Origin of the sequence: Pedobacter sp. KLB.chiD (assembly GCF_047040275.1) — a bacterium.
Lineage (GTDB): Bacteria > Bacteroidota > Bacteroidia > Sphingobacteriales > Sphingobacteriaceae > Pedobacter.
Genome location: NZ_CP178207.1, coordinates 4,331,415 through 4,356,028 on the forward strand (window position 1 = coordinate 4,331,415; position 24,614 = coordinate 4,356,028).

22 protein-coding genes are annotated in these 24,614 nt (G+C 39.0%); 14 read left to right on the forward strand and 8 right to left on the reverse strand.

All coding sequences use genetic code 11. The features are described 5' to 3' along the window. The first annotated feature begins 48 nt into the window (after positions 1-48). Positions 49-1,104 carry a sensor histidine kinase gene (locus ACK1I8_RS17820; protein ID WP_412466639.1) on the forward strand — a complete coding sequence of 352 codons (1,056 nt, stop codon included), beginning with the start codon at positions 49-51 and terminating at the stop codon, positions 1,102-1,104. Beyond that, positions 1,091-1,828: a LytR/AlgR family response regulator transcription factor gene (locus tag ACK1I8_RS17825; protein WP_412466640.1), complete on the forward strand. Its 738-nt coding sequence runs from the start codon at positions 1,091-1,093 to the stop codon at positions 1,826-1,828. Before ACK1I8_RS17820 ends, ACK1I8_RS17825 begins: the two co-directional genes overlap by 14 nt. Here the strand turns inward: ACK1I8_RS17825 and ACK1I8_RS17830 are convergent, their stop codons facing one another. Next, on the reverse strand, positions 1,829-4,816 hold the full coding sequence (locus ACK1I8_RS17830; RefSeq protein ID WP_412466641.1) for a lantibiotic dehydratase: 2,988 nt from the start codon (positions 4,814-4,816) through the stop codon (positions 1,829-1,831). A gap of 259 nt (positions 4,817-5,075) precedes the next feature. Next, on the reverse strand, positions 5,076-6,311 hold the full coding sequence (locus ACK1I8_RS17835) for a hypothetical protein (protein WP_412466642.1): 1,236 nt from the start codon (positions 6,309-6,311) through the stop codon (positions 5,076-5,078). 369 nt (positions 6,312-6,680) lie between these two features. Between ACK1I8_RS17835 and ACK1I8_RS17840 the strand changes: the two genes are divergently transcribed. From ACK1I8_RS17840 to ACK1I8_RS17895, 12 genes are all read left to right on the forward strand, one after another. After that, complete coding sequence (locus ACK1I8_RS17840; protein ID WP_412466643.1) at positions 6,681-6,896, forward strand: hypothetical protein; 216 nt, start codon at positions 6,681-6,683, stop codon at positions 6,894-6,896. A gap of 64 nt (positions 6,897-6,960) precedes the next feature. Beyond that, entirely contained in the window at positions 6,961-8,625 is a 1,665-nt protein-coding gene (locus ACK1I8_RS17845) for a sensor histidine kinase (RefSeq protein ID WP_412466644.1), read from the forward strand. Between the two features lie 10 nt (positions 8,626-8,635). Continuing rightward, the gene (locus ACK1I8_RS17850; RefSeq protein ID WP_412466645.1) at positions 8,636-9,301 is read left to right on the forward strand and encodes a response regulator; all 666 of its coding nucleotides are present in this window, start codon (positions 8,636-8,638) and stop codon (positions 9,299-9,301) included. Positions 9,302-9,712: 411 nt separating this feature from the next. Continuing rightward, a complete protein-coding gene (locus ACK1I8_RS17855; protein ID WP_412466646.1) occupies positions 9,713-10,777 on the forward strand; it encodes a type I restriction endonuclease in 1,065 nt (354 codons plus the stop codon). A 256-nt stretch (positions 10,778-11,033) separates the two neighbouring features. After that, entirely contained in the window at positions 11,034-11,372 is a 339-nt protein-coding gene (locus tag ACK1I8_RS17860) for a hypothetical protein (RefSeq protein ID WP_412466647.1), read from the forward strand. A gap of 139 nt (positions 11,373-11,511) precedes the next feature. Further along, the gene (locus tag ACK1I8_RS17865; RefSeq protein WP_412466648.1) at positions 11,512-12,174 is read left to right on the forward strand and encodes a vWA domain-containing protein; all 663 of its coding nucleotides are present in this window, start codon (positions 11,512-11,514) and stop codon (positions 12,172-12,174) included. A gap of 5 nt (positions 12,175-12,179) precedes the next feature. Beyond that, positions 12,180-13,067, forward strand: a complete 888-nt coding sequence (locus ACK1I8_RS17870) for a protein phosphatase 2C domain-containing protein (RefSeq protein ID WP_412466649.1) — start codon at positions 12,180-12,182, stop codon at positions 13,065-13,067. Beyond that, positions 13,068-14,567, forward strand: a complete 1,500-nt coding sequence (locus tag ACK1I8_RS17875; protein ID WP_412466650.1) for a protein kinase domain-containing protein — start codon at positions 13,068-13,070, stop codon at positions 14,565-14,567. Next, the gene (locus ACK1I8_RS17880) at positions 14,564-16,051 is read left to right on the forward strand and encodes a DUF4407 domain-containing protein (RefSeq protein WP_412466651.1); all 1,488 of its coding nucleotides are present in this window, start codon (positions 14,564-14,566) and stop codon (positions 16,049-16,051) included. The genes ACK1I8_RS17875 and ACK1I8_RS17880 overlap by 4 nt, the downstream gene beginning before the upstream one ends. A gap of 35 nt (positions 16,052-16,086) precedes the next feature. Next, positions 16,087-16,401, forward strand: a complete 315-nt coding sequence (locus ACK1I8_RS17885) for a DUF6804 family protein (protein WP_412466652.1) — start codon at positions 16,087-16,089, stop codon at positions 16,399-16,401. Next, positions 16,402-16,614 (forward strand): hypothetical protein, encoded by a 213-nt coding sequence (locus tag ACK1I8_RS17890; RefSeq protein ID WP_412466653.1) that lies wholly within the window; start codon positions 16,402-16,404, stop codon positions 16,612-16,614. After that, positions 16,596-17,120, forward strand: a complete 525-nt coding sequence (locus ACK1I8_RS17895; RefSeq protein WP_412466654.1) for a thermonuclease family protein — start codon at positions 16,596-16,598, stop codon at positions 17,118-17,120. Before ACK1I8_RS17890 ends, ACK1I8_RS17895 begins: the two co-directional genes overlap by 19 nt. Positions 17,121-17,246: 126 nt before the next feature. On the opposite strand, the gene ACK1I8_RS17900 is transcribed toward ACK1I8_RS17895, so the two are convergent. From ACK1I8_RS17900 to ACK1I8_RS17925, 6 genes are all read right to left on the reverse strand, one after another. Continuing rightward, positions 17,247-17,453: a hypothetical protein gene (locus ACK1I8_RS17900; RefSeq protein WP_412466655.1), complete on the reverse strand. Its 207-nt coding sequence runs from the start codon at positions 17,451-17,453 to the stop codon at positions 17,247-17,249. Positions 17,454-17,476: 23 nt separating this feature from the next. After that, positions 17,477-18,157, reverse strand: a complete 681-nt coding sequence (locus tag ACK1I8_RS17905; RefSeq protein ID WP_412466656.1) for an OmpA family protein — start codon at positions 18,155-18,157, stop codon at positions 17,477-17,479. Positions 18,158-18,168: 11 nt separating this feature from the next. Then, entirely contained in the window at positions 18,169-18,822 is a 654-nt protein-coding gene (locus ACK1I8_RS17910) for a TerD family protein (RefSeq protein ID WP_412466657.1), read from the reverse strand. Further along, positions 18,819-19,388, reverse strand: coding sequence for a TerD family protein (locus tag ACK1I8_RS17915; protein ID WP_412466658.1), 570 nt, complete (start codon positions 19,386-19,388; stop codon positions 18,819-18,821). Before ACK1I8_RS17915 ends, ACK1I8_RS17910 begins: the two co-directional genes overlap by 4 nt. Positions 19,389-19,416: 28 nt before the next feature. Next, positions 19,417-20,610: a hypothetical protein gene (locus tag ACK1I8_RS17920; RefSeq protein ID WP_412466659.1), complete on the reverse strand. Its 1,194-nt coding sequence runs from the start codon at positions 20,608-20,610 to the stop codon at positions 19,417-19,419. Positions 20,611-20,702: 92 nt separating this feature from the next. After that, positions 20,703-24,608 carry a hypothetical protein gene (locus ACK1I8_RS17925; protein WP_412466660.1) on the reverse strand — a complete coding sequence of 1,302 codons (3,906 nt, stop codon included), beginning with the start codon at positions 24,606-24,608 and terminating at the stop codon, positions 20,703-20,705. Positions 24,609-24,614 lie beyond the last annotated feature (6 nt).

Below are 24,614 nucleotides of genomic sequence, written 5' to 3' on the forward strand. Positions count from 1 at the left end.
TAAAAGGACAAGTGAATATTTCATTCCTAGGCAGATACAAGAAATTAAATGGATAGAAAAAACATCGGCATACATATCATCGTATGGACGGCATATATTCTTTACGAAGTACTGATCAGTTATTTTGCCGGGCTTGATCTCCGTCCGCTATTTACCGTATTATCATTTGCCATTAACATTGCTGTATTTTATGCCACATGGCTGGGCTTTATGTTTATAAAAGAACATAAGCGTTCACTGATAGCAAAGGTTTTAGGCATCACATTTATTACCCTGTTTACACTTGCTGTTTCTGCCATATTGAAAATTTCGGTAGAGGTTTTTCTGTATCATAAAAACTTGGAGGCTTACCTTACCCATTACCAGATTACGGCCTTAGTGATGCGCTGGCTTTATTTTTACATTATCGCCGTGGGTTTTAGTTTTGCACAACTTGCTGCAAAACGGGATAAAGAAGTTTACCGTTATAACCTGGAAAGGATGAATATGTTGCAGGAACAGGAACGTTTGAAAAAAAATGCACTCCAGGCCGAACTTAACCTCATCAAATCGCAGATCAATCCACATTTTGTATTCAATACTTTGGGCTTTTTACATTCTAAAACCTATAAAGCAATGCCCGATGTAGGTAAATCAATACTGATGCTCTCCAATATCATGCGGCATGCCTTAACCGGTAGCGAAGAGGGCTATAGTACACTGGAAAGCGAACTGAATTATATCCACGATTTTATTAGGATCCATGATGAAAGAAACGAATCACTTTCTATGGAGTACAGGCTTGAGCAAAATACCAGAGGTAAAAAGGTAATCTCACTTATCCTCATTACATTGGTCGAAAACATCTTTAAACATGGCGTGATTAAAGACCCTGCAAAAACGGCTGTTTTAAATATTGAAGTAATTGATAACGAGCTCGTTTTTTATTCTTTTAACTATAAAAACAATAATAAAAAGGTACATTCAAACAAAATAGGTATTGAATATGTGAAACAAAAACTAAATGAATTATACCCTGATAACCATTCGCTTATCATTTCAGAAACCGAACAGACGTACGAATGTAAATTAAAATTTCCGCTAAAACGCTATGAAACAACTTAACTGCATCATTATAGACGATGAACCTTATGCACACAACATTCTAAAAGATTTTGTAAATAAGGTTCCATTCCTCAATTTGGCTGGTGTATACACCAATCCAATAGAGGCACTGGTTGAAATAAGAAGTAACAATGTTGATCTGGTCTTTTTAGACATCAATATGCCCGAGCTTTCAGGCATTGACCTGATTAAAATGCTGCCTCCTGGCATTGAAGTAATTATTACTTCGGCTTATAGTGAATTTGCTGTTGCTGGTTTTGAAAACAATGTTTTAGATTACCTTTTAAAGCCATACTCTTTCGATCGTTTTTTGAACGCCACCCAAAAAGTACTCGATAAACTGATGCTGCACTCTTTAAAAAAAGACCAGGATAACAAGCAGAATACGCCCCAGTCGGATGCTTTTTACCTTAAAACGGACCGAGGCAAAATCGTAAGGATAAATTTTGAGGATATTGTGTACATAGAGGGCTTAAAAAACTATTGTTCGGTATTTACTGATACCCAGCGCCACGTATCATTGGTGAGCATGAAATCGCTATCAGATGGCTTACCCGAAGGAGAATTTATCAGAACCCATAAATCGTATATCATAGCCATAAAAAAAATCAAATCGATTGATGGCAATATGATCCTATTTGATAACATTACAGAAAAAGTTCCGATTGGCGTTACCTATCGCGATAGCTTTTTTTACATGTTGAATAAAACACTATATAAATAACTAATGCTTTGCCCTTGCTAAACCAGATTTGAGTTGTTTAACCATTATCCCATATAAAAGACACTCATGCAGCCGTTGCTGGTTTATGAAGTAGCGGTTTACAAGCATATGGATCAAACCTGCTAAAAAACTATGGTTCCAATCCACCTGCTGGTTATCCAACAGGGCATCTATTTCCGCGCATCGTTGATTAAGTAGATCTTCATAATCCTTTGCCAAAATCGGTAAAATGGAACCATATTTTCTAAATAATTGGTCAATCTGAACCTTAACCGCTTTACTGTCCATCTCTTTTAAAAAGAAATCCAGTTGCTGCTCTGCAAACTGTAATTGTACTGCTGCACTTGCACTCTTCCGTGCCAGGTAATCTTTCATCACCCAAAAAATAATCAGCCAACCCTGTTCCGTATAATCGTCGTTTTCGAAGCGCATAAAAACATTTGTGCAGAACCTGCTGTCGATATCGAAAAGGCTTTCGGCCAGTTCCATCTGTTCGGCACCATAACGCTCAATCTCACGCTCGTAGGTATCTAACTGTATATTGCTGATCTGTTGGTGCTGTATAAAAGGGTCGAGTACATTTTTAACCAAAAAATAAGCCTGCTGAAAATCGGCAGCATCATTTAATAAAATCCTGAAACGCAGGTGGTGGCCATGCTCATAATACCTGATGAAAAACCATTTCCGGTATGGGGGTATTCCCTCCTTACGCTTCAAAAGTTTAAAAAGCTCAATCAGTACCTGTTGTGCCGTGTTTTCGTTCAGGAATATTTTAATGTACAACCATTCGCTACCGGGAAAAAAATGTCTGGTTACCTTAGCCTGCGCAGAACGGTAGCTGGCTTTCTTAACCTCAGCGACGGCAAAAAGTGGCGCCGCAAACTGGTGGGCATAGGTACGGCCATCCCCATCCTTCAATACAGGTTTAATTGTACTGTGCAGGCACTCTTTTAAAACCAGTTTATCGGTATTCTTGGCGGCTTCTTTAAAAAATACATCCAGCGAAAGGGGATTTTCCGTATCAATCAAAAGCTCGTTATCGCCATTTACGACGAAAAATTTTACGGGGATTTTCCACTCTTGTCTGAATTGCTCAAAAACCGACCGCTGCTGTGTTTCACTTAATTTTTTGTTGGCAATAACCTGTAGGTTTTGCTGGTTAAATTTCCAGGTAGCGCGGTGTAGAATGACACCAAAAGTAGTTTCAATGCGCGGAAAAAAAACAAAATCCTTGGCCAAACGCCCCCAGTTAAAGCTTAGTCCAGTGGGTCCGGTTTGGTGCTGGATATCACATAAAAAAGTATAAATAGGGTGCTGGGAGCGGTTGTAATTATAAGCGCTGCTTAGTTTAGGAATGATTTCCTGATGTTCATCTTTCAGAAAGAGCTTAAAAACGCCGTGTTGTAAGGTCACCTCAATCTGGTCGAGGTTGATTACCTGTGTACCCTGCGCTTGGTCTACGTATTGTAGCTCGTGCGACCAAAATTGGGGGTGCGACATTACATTGGCCGACCGCTCTTCAGGCAGGTGGATAATCTCCGCGTAAATGGCAGCAGGGCTGCTCAACATTTCATCAGCAGCCATGGTATTGGCCAAATGCCTGATCTCGTCGTTAACGGCTGCAAATCTCCCTAAGACGCCCAGGCTGCCCGTACCCGGAACCATTTCCAAATAAACTTTTTCTTCTTCGAAAAGCTGAAAAACGGCCATTAGGTTATGTGGAAGTCCGTCCAAAGGTTTTTCCTGCACAAAACTTTCGGGAAGGGTAAAGGTATAATTGCCGTCAACATTGGCCAATGTTAAAACTTTTAACAATTTTAAACTGGTTTCGGTGTATGCCCCCTGTTCTGTTTGCCGGTTTAAACTGGTGGTTAATCCTTCGGTGAGCAGGGTTTCCTTATTGTGCCATTGTCCGTACTCAATCCCGGTATCAGGGTCGAGTGCTTCCAATAATGATATGCTACGGCCCTGGTACCGTTGCAGAAATTGGCTTTTAAACAGTTTGAGCCGTTTTTGCGGCTCAAAATCAGTCAGGTTATTCAGGAGTTTTATACCTTTTAATAATTTAATCTGTAGATTATTTTGAAGGCATGGAGCCATCAAACTGTTTATCCTGGTTAAGTGGAAAGTATGGTTTGGTATATGGCCCAATAGTTTTCCAAGATTGGACTCTACTTCCTGATAGCCTTTTATGGCTTCATCGCTCGGGATGCTGGAATCATTTATTTTGGTTAGGGTTGTAGTTATGGCTCCAAGCTGTAATTGAAGTGCTTGCGGCAAGGGTTTTGGCAGGTAATCGGGAAAAGGCACACCGATACCGGGCTTGCCAGTATAGGTTAAGAACTGGAATTCGATCAGCTGATCAATAAAAGCCAGTGATTCCTCTGGTTCAAAATCGCCCAGGATCTCGGCAAGCTCATGTCGTGTTTTGCTGGTTCTTTGAAGCCCCTCTACCAAAAGTGCGATAACTTCATTATACGCCAGGCCTACGATTTCGTAAATCCGTTCGCCTTCCAGGCTTTGATAAATGATGAATTTATATTGTTTACCCTGTAAGTAGATGGTATTATTGAGCGCATAAGTAGCATGTTTGCTGTTTTTTTCGCAGCATGTGGCCAGCTGGCCATTAACGGCGGCATCCAGCGTAATCCCGCGTTCAAAGGAGTTATCCAACACCAGGTTTTGCGAAGTTCCCCATGGCAAGGCTGCACAACCTGCAAATAAACCGAAAGGGGTGGCGCGATTGCTCATGCGCGCAAGGTATTTGTAAAAGCTACGGAGCAGATTGTCCTTTTTTAAAGAAGCTGCAGCCTCGGGATAGGCAAACAACTTATCGAGATCTGTGTAGAGCGACCTGCTGGCTAAAAAAATACTTTCCCTGATAAACGGATTCTCCCACATCTGCATTAATGATGGTAAATGAAGATTGGTGTTAATAGGCAGGGCAGCCGACCTGACAATTAAATGTTGGTAGAAGGAGTATTTCACAAAATGGCGTAATAAGAATCTAAAAATAGGTTGTTTGGATGTTTGTTGTATTAACAATCACACACTAATATAGTAAAAAACATGGACCTGAAGAACCCTGCGCAATGTTATTTCAACTCAGTATATAATAACGGTTGCCCTGCTGTATAAGTAAAGAAGTTCAACAAACATTTAGTTTGATTTGAATCTTACTTAAGCCTGGCTTGCACCACAGAAGGTAAACAGTTTATTACAAACCAATCCCTTTGTATTTAAACTGCTAAAGTACCCTCACTCTGGCTTTCAAGAGCTGGAACTTCTGAAAAATGTGGTTCGGAACAGCATTTTCCTTTGGATCTTCGCTGCCTGCTTTCAATTCTTTTTTAATGGTGCTCACCGCAAAACCACAGAGACCTACAAAAAAAGCGGCACATATAAACCATACTAAACGGGTAAGCATATATCTGTCATTAGAAGTATATTTGGTTAAAATATTACTGGTAAGTGGTTTCAACACTCGTTGTAAATCTTTAGGATACGCACCGCTATCGGTAAAAAACTCATGATCCTTTCCATATCCTTTATACCAAACTTTCCCGATCGAATAGCTGGTTAGGGTATCGGGTAAAGTTATTTTCTGTTGATGTATTAGTGTTGCCTTATTTAAAGGAATTATCGGTGCACCAACATTTTGTTTCTCATCCTTAACCGGCTCATAGTGATCTTCATCCCAGTACATAAATTTTTCATCTGGTTCTGGCAGCCTAATTTTGGTCCGACGTTCCCAAACCACAAAAGAAGAACTACTCATAAAAAGCAAAAGAATACAGGAAATGGTGATGTAACGGGGAGAGAAGCGGGGAACATACTCTGGTGTAGTAGGAATTGTTGGCGGCGGCTCAGTAATACCTCCATTTATGTTGACATCCCCAGTTTTTATAGGAATAACTACGATGGGGGGTGTAGTTGGTTTAGCTATTGGTTCGTTTACTTCTTTAATTATGTCGCCCTGTTTATTTTCTTCTTTATTTATTTTTTCATTTTCAGAATTTTGCTTACCATCATCGTTTCCGCCTACTATCTTAGTAAACGGTTCACCTATTTTAACATTAGTTGTATCGATAACTTCTTCTATACCCGATGGCTTATCCTTATAAAAACTTGTGTAATAAGATGTACTTGGTCTAGGTTGAAAATCTATTAACCATGCCAGCAGTTCAGCATACCTAAGCCCATAATTCGGCACGCCTCCTTTTAAAATTTTTGGCATTTGTTTAAATTTTTCTGCTAAAGAATTTTCAAGAACAGTAAGATAGCCTTTCTCCTTATCTACTCCCTTGAAAAATTGTTTGAATATCTCGTCATCTTTAGGACTACGTTCTCTTTCTCGGTAAATAATTAAACATTCTTCGCGGATATTTCCAGGAGTCGGATCCAATAAATTAGACGAAAGACTGCCTTCCCTCTTTTTCTTTTGATAGGCGTCAAATACAACTTTTCTATATTCTTCAGGCATTTTTCAAAAATTTAGCGTAAAAATAGGGACGGAATTTCCGGAATTTTTACGGTTAACCGGAATTCTAACGGAATGACAGGAACGAACGGAATCTTTTGATAACTAGTGATTTGAAGCCCCCATATTTGTATCGTTGATCGGCACAGGCGGCGATTCATTATCAAAGCTAAAATAAAAAACTGATTAATAAAACGAGTAGAAATCGCGGTTGTGAATAGCCGGTTTGGGAAGCAGTTATTGGCTCCCGCGACAGACACTCAAACACTTCCCAAAAATTTTCAGAAGGCCTTCTGAATACCAAAATGCAGAAAGGCCCGCGGACGTGTCGCGGGTACTCTGCGCAGTATTCACACTTTAAATTTTTGAGTAATGTTTTTACCTCTTTTTATTGCCATATTACTTGGCCTGGCAACGCCTGCAAATACAAATAACAATTGCGGCCACAACGGTGGTACAGTAGTAAACGCGAGTAGTACCGACCCCAATGACCCTAATAACCCTGGCGACCCAGGTACCGACCCTGGAAATGGTGATCCTGGTGATGATGGCACAGGCGGCGATACAGGAAATAATCCTCCTAGATAATTGATTTAAAAAGCGGGCAAAATTTGTCCGCTTTTTTTTAAATTAGAGGATTAAATAAAACGCATTGAAAAAACTGATAACGCCTCTTCTCTTATTGTTGCTATTATCCTGCAATAAAGAAATTTCCAAGAAAGAAAATAATAGTACCAATCCAGACTATGAAAGGGCATGGTACTTCGCTGATCATAATATACCTGACAGCAGTTTCATTTATTTCAATAAAGCAAGGGAAGATTTCTCCAACAAAAATGATAGTGTAGGAATTGCTAAATGCCTAATCAATATGGCAATCATTAGTGGCGATCAAAATGATTATTTCGGAAGCCAAGAAATGTCATTATCTGCAATTCAATATCTAAATGTTGCCGACACATTAGAACGAGAAATCCTTTCATCAAATTATAATAATTTAGGTAAGGTGGCACATCATCTCAATAATTATTTAGAGGCAGATACTTTTTACCTGAAATCCATTAAATTAGCCACTAAAGAAAAGTCTAAAATAATACATACTGGTAATCTTGCAATTAATTTATCAGATCAAAAAAGATATCCTGAGGCGTTAGAGTATTTCGAAAAAATATTGAAGAGTAGAGAACTTGTTCAAGATAGTACCATTTTCCCCCGTGTACTAACTAACATGTCTTTGACAAAATGGCGTCAAAATCCGAATTATAATCCTATACCTAATTTTTTAAAAGCGCTTTATATCCGGGAAAAGAAAGGCGATAAGTGGGGACAAAATTCAAGCTATGCGCATCTCGCAGATTATTACATCGATAAACGATCTGATTCGGCACTTTTCTATGCTAATAAAATGTATAGTGTTGCAAAAAAAATAAAAAGTCCTGACGATCAATTACAAGCTTTGCAAAAACTTGTAAAGTTAAGCCAAACAGATAAATCCAAATTTTTTTTTAGTGTGTACGAAAAACTAAACGATAGCGTTCAGTTTGCACGTAATACAGCCAAAAACCAGTTCGCCCTGATCCGCTATGAAACCGAAAAAAGCAAAGCGGATAATCTGGTGCTGCAAAAGGACAATGATGGTAAAAGATATCAAATCATCATTCTGGCGTTCGGTATTGTTTTAATATCTGTTACCGGTACCATTCTTTATAAAAAAAGAAAACAAAGGATAGAACTCCTGGCACAAAATACCATCCGCGATAACAAACTTAAAACTTCACAAAAAGTGCATGATGTAGTTGCCAATGGATTGTACAGGATCATGAGCAAACTCGACAATCAGGAAACGCTGAGAGACCATCCTATTGTTAATGAGATTGAAGCGCTTTATGAGCAGTCGCGTGATATTTCTTATGAAATACCGGGATCAAAAAAATTTCCTTTCAATGAGAAAATATCCGACCTGCTCCAATCCTTTGCTTCGGAAAGCACCAAAGTAATATTGGTCGGAAATTCTGCCCCGTTATGGGAAAAAGTTTCCGAACAGGCAAAGAATGAAATAGCGCACATCCTTCAGGAACTGATGGTAAACATGGGTAAACATAGCCAGGCAAGCGATGTGGTGATCAGGTTTGAACAGGCAGAGCAAAAAATAAACATTTATTACACGGATAATGGGATCGGTATCAGGGGTGAAATACAACCCAACAACGGACTGACCAATACGGGAACCCGTATTGATGCGATTGGTGGTACCATTACCTTTGATACCAAAGTTGAAAAGGGGCTTAAAATCAAAATCTCTTTTCCGGTTTCCTAATTGTATTAATATGTTTAAAAGAATACTCATTGCCGAAGATCAAGAAACACAGAATATTTCGCTACAGAAAACACTGGCCGATTTAGGTACAGAAAAACCTGAATATGTTTATTATTGCGATGATGCCCTGACCTGGATAAAAAATGCCATCAAAACAGAGCGCCCTTACGATCTATTGATTACCGACCTCTATTTTGAGGAAGATCATAACCGGCAAAAAATTGCCGGAGGCGCCGAACTCATTACAGCGGCCAAAGCATTACAGCCTGAATTAAAAATCCTGGTGTTTTCGGGAGAAAGTAAAACGGCAGTTATCGACACGTTATTCAAAGAAATGAATATAGACGGCTATGTCAGAAAAGCCCGCCACGATGGTCAGTACCTCAAACTAGCCATTAATGCCCTCTACAACCATAAAAAATACCTTTCACCCGATTTAAAACAGGCCAGAAAAGAAAATAACTCCCACGACTTCACAGATTTAGATATTGCGATTATTTCTCAACTCGTGGAGGGGACACCTCAAAAAAATATCCCCTATTATCTGCAGGAGCACAACATTAAACCATCAGGCCTCAGCAGCATTGAAAAACGTCTTAATTTAATGAAAGAGGTATTAGGTTTCTCCAAAAATGAACAGCTTATTGCTTATTGTAAAGATATCGGGATTATTTAGCGTTGTGTCGGGTGGTAAGTGTTTTGCGGTTAATTGAACAAAAGTTCTGAATGCATATTCCCTGGCCGGTTACCGCTTAGCAAAGTCGAACAGCCATTTGATACGCAACGAAACTAAAGCTCACTAAATATCGTCAAACCCTGAACTCGTTTCAGGGTCCTTCGATGATGACACTTCTTAGTGAGTGCTCATTCATGATAGATTTAGATTTTTTATTCATTGTAAGGGGAATGAAAAACTCATTGCTCCAATAAGCATTTTATCAATCACATCAAAAATCAGAGACTAATTGAGTCACATTTTTGATCAATTCAACAATAAACGGTATTAACCTTTCCCTGCTACGGTTTCCCGTAGTGAAAACAATCTCAACCGATCTACTTTTGATCAAAAACCAAAAGCCAAGCTTAAATGGATCTTAAACTAAAGTTAGAACAACTTCACCAGCGGGTGGTCGGATTAAAAGATCAGATCAATACCGAAGAGGCGACGAAAAATGCATTTGTAATGCCATTTATTCAAATCCTGGGTTACGATATTTTTAACCCCACAGAAGTGATACCCGAACACATTTGCGATATCGGCACCAAAAAAGGGGAAAAAGTAGATTACGTGATCCGTAAAAATAACGAGCCCATTCTGATTTTCGAATGTAAACATTGGAAAGAAAGCGCCGATGCCCACAACTCCCAGTTGCACCGTTATTATCATGTTTCTAAAGCCAGGTTTGGCGTATTAACCAACGGTACGGTTTATAACTTCTATGCCGACCTGGAAAAACCGAACATTATGGATGAGAAACCCTTTCTGACCATCGATATTGAGGATTTGAAAGATAATGCCATTAAAATCCTCGAAAGTTTTACCAAAAACGAGTATAACTTAGAAACCATCCTCGATTCGGCCGAAGGTTTAAAATACATCAAAGCAATCAGAAAGGAATTTGAAAAAGAAACAGACAGTCCCTCTGACGAAATGGTGAAATTATTGGTGAACCGGTTTTTCAACAAACCATTAACTGCAAACCGGATGATTGCCTTTAAAGAATATACCAAAAAAGCCCTGACCATCTCCATTAACGAATCCATCAGCGACCGTTTAAAATCGGCATTAAACATTAATGAGAAAATAGATAAAAAGGAAGAAGATAAAGTGATTTCCATTATTGGAGATGCTGATACCTCAAAAATTGTAACAACCGAAGAAGAACTGGAAGCTTTCCAGATTGTAAAGGCCATTTTACGCGAGAAAATTCCTGCAGCACGCATTGCTGCGCGTGATACGCAATCCTATTTTGGCGTATTGTTAGATGACAATAACCGCAAACCGATCTGCAGATTTCATTTTAATACAGTGAACAAGTACATCGAAACTTTTGAGAAAGGAAAAGACGCCGGTGAGAAAAAGCAGTTATTTAATCTTGATGAACTTTATGATTACAAGCCTCAATTGCATCAGACCTTAGGAAATTATTAATTAGCCGCTCAATACTCAAAAAAATGCAGGGATTGCGCTATAGTTTGTGTTGGGAGCAAGCGGGGCAATCTCTCATTTTTGAATAATCCCCAATAGTTATCATCATTTCGACCGAATCGGAGAAATCTATATCACATAATTTAATACCCTCTGTGCGCTTTGTGCCTTATCTCAGTGAATCTCTGTGGTTAAAAGGTGCTTACGTCTCTAAGGTTAGCCGTAAGGAATCCGTTTTTCGCCTCAATACCTTAGCACGATGAAAAACCTGATCATAGTGCTATTATCATTATTGGCCGTGGGCCACGCCAGGGCGCAAAAACAAAAAGTAATCACTTACCAGTTAATGGAACCTGGTTTTAACAAGAAAATAATTAAAGGAACCATTAGCGAAGTATATACCACAAAACGTTATGGCAAAACTTTTTGGTGGGTCGTGATCGGAACCGATACCATTATCCACGTATGGCCCCGGCACCTTGATACCGCAACCATGAAACCAGGCATAAACCGAACATTTATATCTGTTAAACGCCTCGATAACAACTGGTGGAAAAAAGAAAAATCAGAAGATGAGGTGAAGCTAAGGCAAGATTAAAAGGTAAAATCTTGAAGTTCCTGCAAAATGTAACTGTTATATCAGATTGTTTTTTCGTGTTACGGTTTCCCGTAAGGTTATGGGGTTAAGCTTGTATACTTTTGAATACTTAACATTATCAACTTTATCTTAAATTAAAATGGAAATAAACGCTCCTATTGGAACTCCGGTAATACCGAGGTACTTTCATCAATTGGGTATTCTAGTTTTAGATGGCAGTGGCTCAATGACAGACAAAGCGCCTATGAACTCAACAAAAGCCAAAGAGGTTAATTCTGGTGTGGTAGAATTATTCAACAGATTAAATGTTAGTCGCGTAAAACAGAATTTTTCTTTTGCCTGTATAAAATTTGATGAAACTGCTACAGTAACATTACCACCAACATCTTTCGACTTTAATCGCCTAATGGGTGAGAACTATGATCCAACTGTTGGAAAAGGTGGTGGAACACAAATTTTTGAAGCATTGAATGAAGCGAAGAAACTTGCCGAAAATTTCTTAAACAGTAATCCCATAGACGGAGTACCTTATAAAGTACTAATACTACTGATGTCTGACGGGATGTGTTTCCAACCTCAAACAACTATTAGTGTTGCAGCAAATCTAAAGTCAAATCCAAAGATAAACATAGCTTGCGCATATTTTGGAACTGTTGGAGAAACGACTACCGATGCTCAGAAAGTATTAAGAGAAGTTAGTACCGATCCAGCTACCTTTTACACAACAGTTTATGATGGTGAAGCATTAAGAGCTTTCTTTGAACGTTCAATCAGCCAATCAGCTGGGATTAAAATTGACTAACGCATATGGGAAAGCTAATAGCATGCGCAACTGATACGAACAAAAATAGCATAAATCAAGATTATTGCCTACTAGTTGAGAATAAAATAATTGGTATTTCTGGTGTAATTATTGCTGATGGCATTGGTTCTCACTTCAAATCAGAGATTGCTGCTAAATTTTGTTCTAGTAAATTAAAAGAACTAATAGAACAAGTACGAACAATTGAAGAGCTAAATCTTGAAATACTATATAAAGATGTCAAAGTATCTTTAATGGAATTTGCCAAAAATAGTGATGAGTTTGATTTTAATACGATTGACAAAAATTCCTCATTAGGTACGACTCTTATTTGTATCCTCGATTGTGACAATACATATCTTATTGCATATTCTGGCAATGGATCTATATGGCATGTAGATGGCAGGTTCAATACATTTGGCAAAAACTTCTATCTGCCATGGAATTCAGTAAACTTATTAAATCCACATACGATTGAACAGGACGGGAAAGCCGCCTTATATCGTTATCTATCAATATCGGATAGACAGTACCTACCAACTATCTTGATTTTAAACAAAAATCAATTCCCACCTGGCGAAATAATTTTAGCCACCACAGATGGTATATTCAGTAATGATGCTGTGCCAATTGGCAAGGACTCAAATAATACGATATGGATTAAAGCAGAAGAAACCATGCCAATTCTTTATTCGCAACTTTCCAATTTTCTTGGCAGAAATCCCAAGGATGCGAAAGCCAAAGGTCTTGAATATGTTTTAATTCAATATCTAAGTGAATTAAAAGAAAAAGCTATCATGCATGATGATACGACCATTGGTATTATAATTTCAGAAAATACAATAGAATATCATCAATCGATTTATGAGAAACAGCTGAAAAGCACCCAATAAATGAAGAAGGTAATAGTTAACAGCGGATTATCAAGTGGTATCAGGACAGAGTTTGATCTTGTAAATTCAATTGAAATCGAAGACAAGCCGTTTGCCATTGGTGGATTTGGAGAAGTTTATCACTGCATTTCTATTAATGGAATTCCTGCAGCTAAAAAATTGGTTGTAAAGATTTTCAAAGACAATCTAAAAGGCTCTGAAGAGCACAGCTTCAAAACTACACAAAAGCTTCAGAAAAAAGTCAACAATGAAAACCAGATACTCTTAGCACAAAAAAGTCAAGACATTATAGAGGCTTATCCCGCTTTCGCTGGGCTACCGCAATACAGTTTTAAGGGAGCCATTAATGGGAATCAGATCTCTGGATTTATGGCCGACAACCTTCTAAGCCTTGGTTTTACCGAGTTCCAGCATTTCTTGCAAAATCCATCATATTTGTTTCAATATCAAAACTTTCCAATTGAAAAAAAAATACAAATAGCCTATCAATTGGTTTCAGCATTTAAAGTATTGGAAGATTTTAGATTTATACACGCAGATTTAAAGCCGGAGGCGCTATTTATAAACTTAACATTTGGACAAGTTGCCATAATTGATTTTGACAGTGGGGTTATAACCGAAAACCCAGATGACGAGCCATCAACTTGGGGGGCCGCAAACGATTGGGTTGCACCTGAGATATGGGAGCAACAAACAAATATACAACGAGGGGATAAAATAAAAGTTGATATTTATTCTGATAGATGGTCTGTCGCTGTTGGCATTCATTATCTAATGACCACGTTCCATCCATTATTCTTCTTAACGGAACTATCTCCTAGGGTAGCAAAGCAGTATTTTTCTCCTCAAAATCAGTGGCCCAATATTAATAAAAGTGCGTCCTATTTTCAAAAAGCAAACGAAGCCATTTACGATCAATATTTACCTTGGCTCAACTCAGCAGTACCACAGCTTATTAGAGAAAAACTAGCCCACACGATAAATTTCGGGTACAAAAACCCCGTTGCCAGAACTTCTTACAGCGACTGGAAATCTGCCCTATTTGCAATACAACAACCGCCAAAAATCCTATTCTTTAGAGCCGATAAAAATGCAATTATTGATAGTTTGGATGTAGAACTGAGTTGGGAAGTAGAAAATGCACATACAGTTGAAATTGATCCCAACTTAGGTCAGTTACAATCAGAGGGTTCGATAAAAACTAAGCCCGCTAAAAATCAAAAATTCAAGCTTACAGCTACAGGGTATTACGGGCAAACGCAGTCACATTTGGAGATTAAGGTCTTTCCAACCCCAATCATAGAGTCCTTAATAGTACCTACTCCGGAAATTCAACAATACTATAGTGTCGATAGGCTGAACTTTCAAGGCTTTAAACTTGATCTATCAATCAATATCGATACTAATAAGATTTCTCAGACATCAGAAAAGCTTATTCAGGAGAATCCCAAGATTCATAGGATATCGCAAATATTAGATCAAATAAAACATATATTATGATTATTGGAGATTTTTTCATCTGGTGTAGTGGCGCAAAAAAACAAGTCCTCTCAGAATGTCCTATTGAAAAAGGAAAATTTGTCGGAATGGGAATGGCGGTATTTTTTGTATCAATCCTATCGGTTATATCGTCAACTTTCTTTATCGCTTATGCCTTTGCAAAGAAAAACACCAATGAATTATCTTTTGATATTCATTGGCAATACATATTATGTGGTATTTTATGGGGTATAATTATTTTTACAATAGATAGAAATATCGTATCTACTATTCGTAAAACAGGAGTTTTAAAGAATGAATTGCAAAAAGCATACCCAAGGTTTATTCTCGCCTTGTTTATAGGGATTGTAATATCAACGCCTTTAGAAATGAAATTCTTTGAAAAAGAAATTACCCAAAAAATTGAAGAGAAAATTCTTAGTCAACAAATTGGGCTGAATAACCAAACAACTACCCCACTTAAAAATCAGATTGCAAATACGAAAGAACAGATAGTATTAAATACATCATTAAGAGACGATGCTTATGCAAAGGCAGTCGCTGAAAAAAATGGAAAAGGCTTAACAGGAATAAAAAGGTATGGACCAAAAGCAAAAGAATGGGAGAATAAATCCTTTCGTTATAGCAAATTAGTAGATTCATTAAATTCCAATATTATAAAATTGAATGATGAATTAATGAATAGCCAAGATGGATTATCTATTGAAAAATTATATGAAAAGGGAATCATACAAAAATTCGATGGAGCAGAAATGCGGATTGGAGCGTTGTATGATCTTGGTGTATTCCATTGGGTGATAACCTTGCTTTTTATTTCGCTCGAAATACTTCCTTTAATGGTTAAACTCATGATACCAAGAGGGCCTTATGATGAAATTTTAGACAGAATGGAGTACGAGGTTTTTATTGAGCAAAAGAGAATTATTTCAGATAAAAACTCAGAGATAAATAATCTTTTGGAAGAAATAGACAAAATAACTAAACTCAAAAGTGAAACCCGGTTATTAATCAATAAAACTAAACTTGATGCAGAGATAAAAGCAAATGAAAGTCTCCTCCACGACATTTCCCAAAAACAGGTAAATCTTGCTAAAATAGCAGTAAAAAAATGGTATGATGAAGAGCTAAATAAGCTAAAGTCAAATCAAAAATCTCAATATATAACAACTAATATCAATACCCAGAATCCTGATATACCTATTGAATCTGATAAAAAAATATCTGGCATCTTTTGGATGCAGAAGGGAGCGGTAGATAATACTGAGTATTATTTCCATAATGGCTCGGTAAAGGGAAATTCCTTACTTTACCTCAAAAATAATCAATTCAATAAGGGAGAATGGGGATACAGGAGTAAGCATGAAATCGATATTGATTTGTTGGATAATAGAATAGAGTATATAATACTTGAATTAACTGATAATTATCTAAAGTTAAAAGACAGATTGACAAATGAAATCCTTGAATTTGAGAAGTCAGCCTGATTTTAACAAAGAACTATACTTAAAATTAATTTTCAGTGGAAAATAAAATAAAGCTCTTTCTAGCATTACTCTTATTAATTTGCCTTGAAAATATGCCTTATGGTTACTATCAACTGATTGGGTTTTTAGTAATGATGGGATTTGGAATTTTAGCATATCGGACATACAGTAAAGGCCATCTTAACGTCGCTATTATTTACACTGCGTTGGCTGTTTTGTTTCAGCCTATATTTAAAATCGCATTCGGTCGATACCTCTGGAATATAATAGATGTGTTGGTGGCGATTGGACTAATCCTTTCAATTTATAGAAAAACAAAAATTTACCAAGATAATATAAAAGTTTATTAAATGATGAAAACCCTCTCCTTGCTCATCTTCTTCTTCGCAAATATTAACTGCAAAGAAAGTACCACTGTATACATCTGCAACAGCCCTGGCGCTAAGAAATACCACAATAGCTCAAATTGTCGCGGTTTAAGTAATTGTACGTACAAAATTGTAAAAGTGGATATAGAAAAAGCCAAAAAAGACGGCAAAACGTTATGCGGCTGGGAAAAGTAAGCCTGCTGCTGTTGCTGCTTACGCTGCAGTCCTGCTTCATCCAGCCAGCTGGAAACAAAGGCATCAATTATAGCAATCTGGTTTTTACTGCCAAAGTGATCCGCATTTTAGATGGCGACACCATGGAAGTATTGTATCAGAACCATCCTGTTAAAATCCGTTTGGCGCATATAGATTGCCCCGAGAAACGCAGGCACCAGCCTTTTGGTGCCAAAGCCAAACAAGCCTTGTCTGATTTATGCTTTGGACGGATCGTTACGGTTCAGGGCCAAAAATACGACCGCTATAAAAGATTGATCGCGGTTGTGATTAACGATAAAAAACAGGTAATCAATCAGGAAATGATTAAACAGGGTATGGCCTGGCATTTTAAAAAGTACTCCAGCGATCCGCTGTATGCTCAATTGGAAATGATCGCCAGGAAAAATAAAAAAGGTTTATGGCAGGATAGCACTGCGATTGCCCCATGGGAATGGCGGGTGATGAAGCATGTTTTAACGAAGTAGCAGCTCGATGCTGTTTACAAAAGCAGGGTATATTTAATTAAGTAGAACGCCCCACAAGTTGAATGATTAAACCCTGCACTAAATCGCGATTATATGTGGTTAGCGCAGGGTTCTTATTTTTTGGAGCTAAGCTTTTCTCACTGCTGTTTTTAATACCGAGAGGAGGAAAAGGATCATAAATACGATAACCACAGGGGCAAAAACTTCCACCCAACCTATGCGCCCGAAAATGATTTTGATGATAAAGAGGATGCCGCTAAAAAGCATCCCTAACAGGATTAAAATTTCTTTAAAACCTCTTTGCTTTGTTTTTCTGGTTCTTCTTTTTGCCACGAGATTTTTTTTAGATGCTTTATTTATAAAAACGTAATTTCAACACGCCTGTTCTTTTTTCTTCCACTGGCGGTTTTATTGGAGGCAACCGGGTTTTCGATGCCTTTTCCGGTGGCCGTTATCCGGCTTGCTTCGATATTGAATGCGCTCAAATGATTTTTAAAGGCATCGGCCCTTGCCTGCGATAGCTGCAGGTTTAAGGCTACAGGGCCATCGCTGCTGGCATAACCATCAATATGGATGGATGATTCTGGGTTTTTGGCCATATAAGCGACAATACGTTTGATTAAAGTTTTATTAGTGTTTGCAAAAGATGCAGAACCTTGAACAAAGGTTACCGGTATGCTATGGTTCAAAGCGCTGAATGCTTTGATTGGTAACTTGTCAGAAGCGGTATTCAGACTGGTTTTACTGATTGAATCTTCTTTTATTGCCTGTGATTTTACGCGTGCAACAGCAATGGTATCCATCGTGCTCACTTTTTCTTTTGTTGAGGTTCCCGGCGCAACAACTGAAGATACTTTTGCTGCAGGATCTTCGCCTGTTGCATAATACCAGATGCCACCACCAATAACCAGTACTCCGAATAAGCCGACCAACCATCCCCTTGATCTGCCACCGGGTTTTTCGATCTCTCCCTTTGAGAGATCAAATTTGGATGGCGCTGTTTTAGCACCATCGTTTTTATTCAAATCAAATGCCATAAATCTATTTTTTAAGTATACATATCAACTAAAGTTTGCAAACTGCCCGTATGTGCCCTGCCCATCGCTTCAAACTCCCAGCTTTCGCCAACACGGAACAAACGCCCAAATTCTACGGCATCTTCATTCGTATACTGGTCTTTAAGATCGTAACGCAGGATTTCCGAACCGTTGCTTTCATCCACAATCCTGATGTAGCAATCGTTCACTTTTCCAAAATTCAGGTCTAGGGTTCTTCTGTCTTTTTTATTGTCGTTAGGGTATTTACAGATGGTGCAGCAAATAATAATCTGCTCCACTTTAGGGCTAACTTTTGATAAATCAATAAACATATCTTCATCATCGTCGCCGTCGCTTCTGCTCCCGTCCGGATCATCAATGGCGCCGATAATGGCACCGTCTTCCGTAAATGGCCTAAAGAGACCTTTTTCTACTTTATCCTCAATTTTATTACCCATTCTGATCTGTCCGTAAAAGGTAAAGTACGAATCAGAAGGGATCTTGAAATCACCTCCGATCGAAAATGCCGAAACATCAAGATCGAACTCGGGACCGCCCGGTTCTTCGTTAGGATTCCAGCCCATTCCTATTTTTACAATGGTTAGTCCTGGTGCTGCTTTCGAAAGAGAGAACCTGTCTCCCTTATTTAAATTAAAACTGCTCATGATTGATATAATGCTATTAGTGTATTTAAACCGCCCGAAAAGGCCTGGCCAAGGGCCTCAACATTCCACGTCCCCCCGTTTCTGGAAATGGAAGCAATCATGATGGAATCTTCATTTGTAAATTCCTCTTTAAGTAAATACTGGCACAAAACCGATTGATCAGCACGGTTCCTGATATTGATATAGGAGTTTTGAACGTGGCCAAAATGGTGTCCTCTTTCTTCACTTTGATCAATAGTTACGGCAAAATAAAGGAACTCCACTTTCGGATTTATTCTGGATAAATCGATGTGGATTACCTCATCATCTCCATCGCCTTCGCCACCCCTGCTATCGCCAGGGTAGTGGGTAGAACCATCAGGGCTGGTATCATTGTTATAAAAAACAAAGTATTCATCAGCAAGTAGTTTACCGTTTTCGCCCAGCATAAATACGGAAAGGTCCAGGTCTACCGAATGTCCGTTTACAACAGCGGCATCCCAGCCCAGGCCTGCTATAATGTGTTTTAAGCCAGGTTCTTCCCCGATCAGGGAAACCGGCCTTCTTTTTTCTATTTGTATTGCCATTTTGTTAAATTTTTTAGTGTGATATGCCTTAATTCTTTTTTGGAGGTAAAGGCGGTGGTTTTACCGGATTGTTTTTAGTAGTTGGGTTTGCTTTTATCTGGGGCAACCTGGGGATGTTTATGGGTTTTGGAATATCGATTGCCTTCTTTGGCGGTAATGGTGGTGGCAATTTTGGCGTAGGGAGCGGGGGACGAACCAATACCGGAGGCGCAGTTGGTACTTTTGCTTCAACTTTGTAACCGGCACTGGCAATTTCCTGAAAAATAGCCATCATAGTTTCTTTAACCTCAACAGGCTGCAACGCCATAACATGATGATACTTTTTTAGCAGTTTATCGGAAAAATAGGCCGTGCTGATTTCTTCTGATCCAAGGAGAATCATCACACCATCTGCCTGCAAATTGTTTGTCTTCAGCAGATCGTCTATTGCTGTAAAAATCATCCCGTCATTGGCATAATATTGTAGCCTGTCGTTCAGATTTCTTTCCCGTACGTTAAACCAATACCGGTTTCCGTCAGATAGTTCGGCCTCGCCCTTAATAATCGGACTGATGTTTTGAAGCAAATCGGCACAGAAGGGAAGCAGGAAAGCGATTTCGGCATCTTTATTAACAGACAGATACGAGTTTTGCAGAATGATATATTCTACAATCATATCGGCCAGGATCTTGACCCTGGGGTCGGCACCCTGACCTACCAGTCTGGCCGATCCAAGTACTTCGTCCTTATTATTTTTGTAAAGTTTTAAATAAAGTACATCATCAATGCCATTCATAAATAAAATGGCCTTATTGTTTGGCAAAACCTGATTTTGGGCCAGAATACTAAAAAGGGTATGGTGATATCCGATACGGTCTACATTAAAATAACCAGCCTCCTGAAACAGGTTTTCAATCAGCGATTTCTCCTTGTCTTCAATATCATCATCAAATAAAAAGCGCAAAGGGAACTGCTGTCTGTACGATTCGATAGAATCTGATTTGTATAATACTGTGTTTAGAAAATACGATAAGTATTGTTCAATACCATAATAAAATAGCTGCTTAACCGGTTTTTTATTGCCATATATACTGAAATGTTTAGCCGGATCTTTTACAATTTCGAAATAGTTGCCATAAGCGTAAGGATCGTTTTTGTAAAAGCGCTCCCTTGCTGCAGCACCAAAAATAAAATCATTGCCATTTACATAAAAGTATAGGGGAACCTCGTTTGATTCCCTCATTTTTAATGGGGCATAAGGGTTACTATCTGATTGATACCAGAAAGTAACCGTCCGCTTTGATATTTTTGCCAACACACAAAATCCCATCATTATTATTTTTGAATACCTTTAAGCAAATGTTTTTCAAAGAATTTCATCCCTTCGAGAATGATGATCGGCGCTACATAATCGAAATCTTTCTGATCATCGTGTTTCCGCTTTTGTGCTTTGATAAAATCTGGTTCTCCTTTGATATAGTTCTCGATGTTCATATCCTGAAAGCCAGCCATAAAATCTGTTGCATTCATTTTTAAACCGAACATGCTGGATGAGACCTTGTAAAACAGATCGGCAAAATCCATAAACCTCGGACAATGTGCTTTGCCTTCCTGTGGCAAACAGATAAAATGATTGCCAATGTGTTCCAGCATTTCGGGCGTAATGGAATTGGTTGATTCCAGGTATTTAAATTCGCCATTGGGCGTAACCACACAGAAATTATCTTCGCCTAATATCTCAATGGCCTGTTTGTTGGTAGGCACCAGAATGCTGGTAATGTTGGTTGGGATGGCCAAGCCTTTTGATACTTCGTATTTAACATCCGCATTATCTGTTCCGCGTTGCGAATTGATATCGATTATTTTTAAAGGGCTTGTGGTGATGGGGCTAATGGTTTGTTTAGCCACCGCTTCTCCACCCATTCCCCTGATAAACATTTGGGTATAGTAATCATCTGCTGCTGCCGGATTTACAGCGGTAAACCAGTCGAATATTCTTGCGCCTTTACCTGCAAACGCTATTTTTATTTTCGGTGGAATGGCTTTAACGGCAGGTGGTGCATCTTCTGATTTGACAATTTCATTCCGCAGTTTATAGGCCAGCTGACCTGCATAAAACATAATCAGGCCGGTAACGTAGAGGTTAATACTCATCATTTCCTTACATTCGGCGGCGATTAAGAGATAAAAAGTTTCAAAATCTGAAGCTTCCAAACGGTCGACTACCTGTTCGAAATAATAGGGTGCGGTATTTTCGTTAAATTTAGGTGTGCCGGAATTTAGCCCTTGGATCGATATTTTTTTCTTTTCACAAATCCTGAGCAGTACGTTTTTAAAATTTGGCGAAAATTTGGTTGCCTGTGCCACACGTTCGGCCGCAAAACGGATGGAGTTCTGTTTGATCATGGCCTTTCCGCCTTCCATCTGGCACAGCGCCGTAATGTCGGTTGTACTGCCACCAATGTCGAAACAAAGCACCAGTTCTCCGGGATTAATGGAGTAACCACCATTAGGACGTACCAGGTAGTTGGCTACAGCGCAGGCTTCTGACAACGACTCTTCGTTGCTTAATTTTTTGAAATCGAACCTTAACGGACCGGTTTCCGTTTTGATATCAACCGCCGTAAGTGTTTTTTTAGCTTCGTTGCCCCATCCTGTTGCAACTTCTGCCTTGGCTTGTTCTCCCCAGGCGCTATTTCCGGTACCTGTTGAACCCCATGCCGATGTTGTCGTCGCAGATGCCGAAGCCTGGCCACCCCATCCACCTGATTGCGCTACCGGAGTGCCCCAGCTGCTGTTGCCCGATGTATCGCCAATATCAGAAAGATCGGAAGGAGGGAAGGTTTTTAATTTCACCTGGCTTTCAACCGGCGATATTTCTTTAAGCGAATCCCATATCCCCCTGTATTCACTTAATAATTCTTTTCCCATTGATGAAGGATACGACCATTTTAAGGTATGCGGCTCATGTCCTTCAATAAACAACTGTGCATACACATGAAGGAGTAAAGTACTGAGATAAGCGGTCTTATAACTCTTGTCGATCTGTTGGGTTGACCATTTCATATTGTACACCAGCTCTGCCCGGCCAATCCGGTTATACCCTAAAATGTAGCGGTTGTTTTCTGCATTTTCAATGGGCAGGTTCTTCTCAAAACAGGGGAAACCACCTTTTACGGCCTGGGCCATTAAAGAGTTAACCTGGATGTTGCTATCATTCACCACTCTTCTGGGATCGTGGATAGTTAATACTGATTTGATGGAATTGGTGAGGATTTCGTCGTTTTGGAAAAAGAAAATTTCATCTTCAACGGCTGGACGTTCGTCATTGTTTTTACTGTCTGTAGACAATAATGAGACCCTTTTATTGGTGAGTTTCAGGTTCTCGCAAACCTCGTTCCGCTGATCGGAAAAATAAGCAATAGACGAATTTGTACTGCCAAAATCGACACCCAAAAAGGCTGGGGATAATGCCCTTGGCGCACTTAACATATTTACTGGTAAAGCCTGCGTATTGCCCGATCCATCGTAACGGATAATACCAAAACCACAATCAACTCCAGCATGTGCAAATTTTACGCCTTTAAAAGGTTTATTGCTTTCGTATATTTCGTATTTATATTTATTGTCGGCTACCGCATTGTTTGATGCAATATGTAACTGCGCTTTGATGTTGCCGTATTTTTCGGAGATTACAGCCGCTTTTCCATTATTGGCCAGGTATAAAGGAATACCATTTTCATCCAATACAATCCTGAAAAAATCGTCGTTTACATTTCCGATAAATGGCGTAGCCTGAAACTTGGCATCATTATGCGGTATTTCAGAATACAGGAAGTATCGGTTCCACTGTTTGGAAATAAAATTAGGCCACATCAAAATATCCTTGCCGCTGATCGATTCGGATGTTATCTTATAAATGACTTCTTTAACAATCTCGTTTCCGGTTTCGGTATATAACTTTAACTGAACGATCAGGCGTTCGCCATCTTTATCTGCCGGATCGTAAATGGCGGTAATCCGCGATTTTACGTTCGATGATTCCGAAATACCCACCAATGCATCAAGTGTGGCACCAAAAACATTTAATGCCAGGGGGGTTAAGGGTAGCGTAAAATAGGCATAATTATTCAGCTGCCCTTTGGTTTCGGCCGACAGGAGCAATATTGGTTTTGATTTCAGGTAATTCCGGGTTTCCATGCCATCCCTTCCAAAATCAATCTGAGCAATTTCAGTCGTATCCGGAAGCAGTAAATCTTTCGGATCAAATAAAATACTTCCTTCTTTCGATTCATTGTAGATCACTCCTTCCGAACCGAATAATGCGGTAGAGTAGTTAAAAAGAAGGCTAAAAGGATAATTGAATAGGGAACCAACTTCAGGCGGGGTAGATTTATCGAGTTTAGGATAACCTTTTGTCTGCTGATAAATAACCATATCGTTCATCCAAGTCTGGATACAGGTCGAAATATTACCATACTCCGGCCTGATCAGCTCGTCTACACCAGCATAATTTAACCTGAACCTTTCAATGTTATCTAAAATGTGTCCGGCATATCCATAAAGTGTAGAGAGTTCCTGCGGATTAATCTCCGACTGTAAAGGATCGATAAATTTTCCATTCTGAAAATTGATAAAAGGGAATTTCTCCCTGATCTGATACGATACCGAAGTAAAAACAAAACTATCAGGAGAGGTTCCGCCGATAACATGACCTTTAAACGAAATGACGTCGATAAAGGGTATCCTGTCGGCATTATTGGCCAATGACTGATCACACCACAAAGGTTTACGCTCAAACAGCATGTTGCCAAATGCACCGGTAGGCTCGTATAGGTTTGCAGTTGTATTTAAATGCTGGCCATCTGAATAAGATAGATGAATCCTATTAACTTCTATATCTTTATAGTTTAAGGCTATACAGCTGATCAGCCCCTTCCATTCGCTTATGAGCGACTTATAGAATAACATTAAACCCGATGCTTCAGCATCTTTATCACGGATGTTATCGATCGCATTTTTGAATAAATTAGCACGGGCAAATACAGAAGGTATACCCGATACAATCGTTCCGATATTAACAGCAGAATTACCATCCTGATCAACAGCAATTTCAGGGATCAGGATGTTTTTGGTAAATACTTCCAGCTGGGGAATTTTATCCCAGGCAAATTCGACGCCATTCGGCTCTGTTTTGGGATGAACTTTTATCGCCAGTGCTTTGATTCTTTTATCAGACATGGTGCT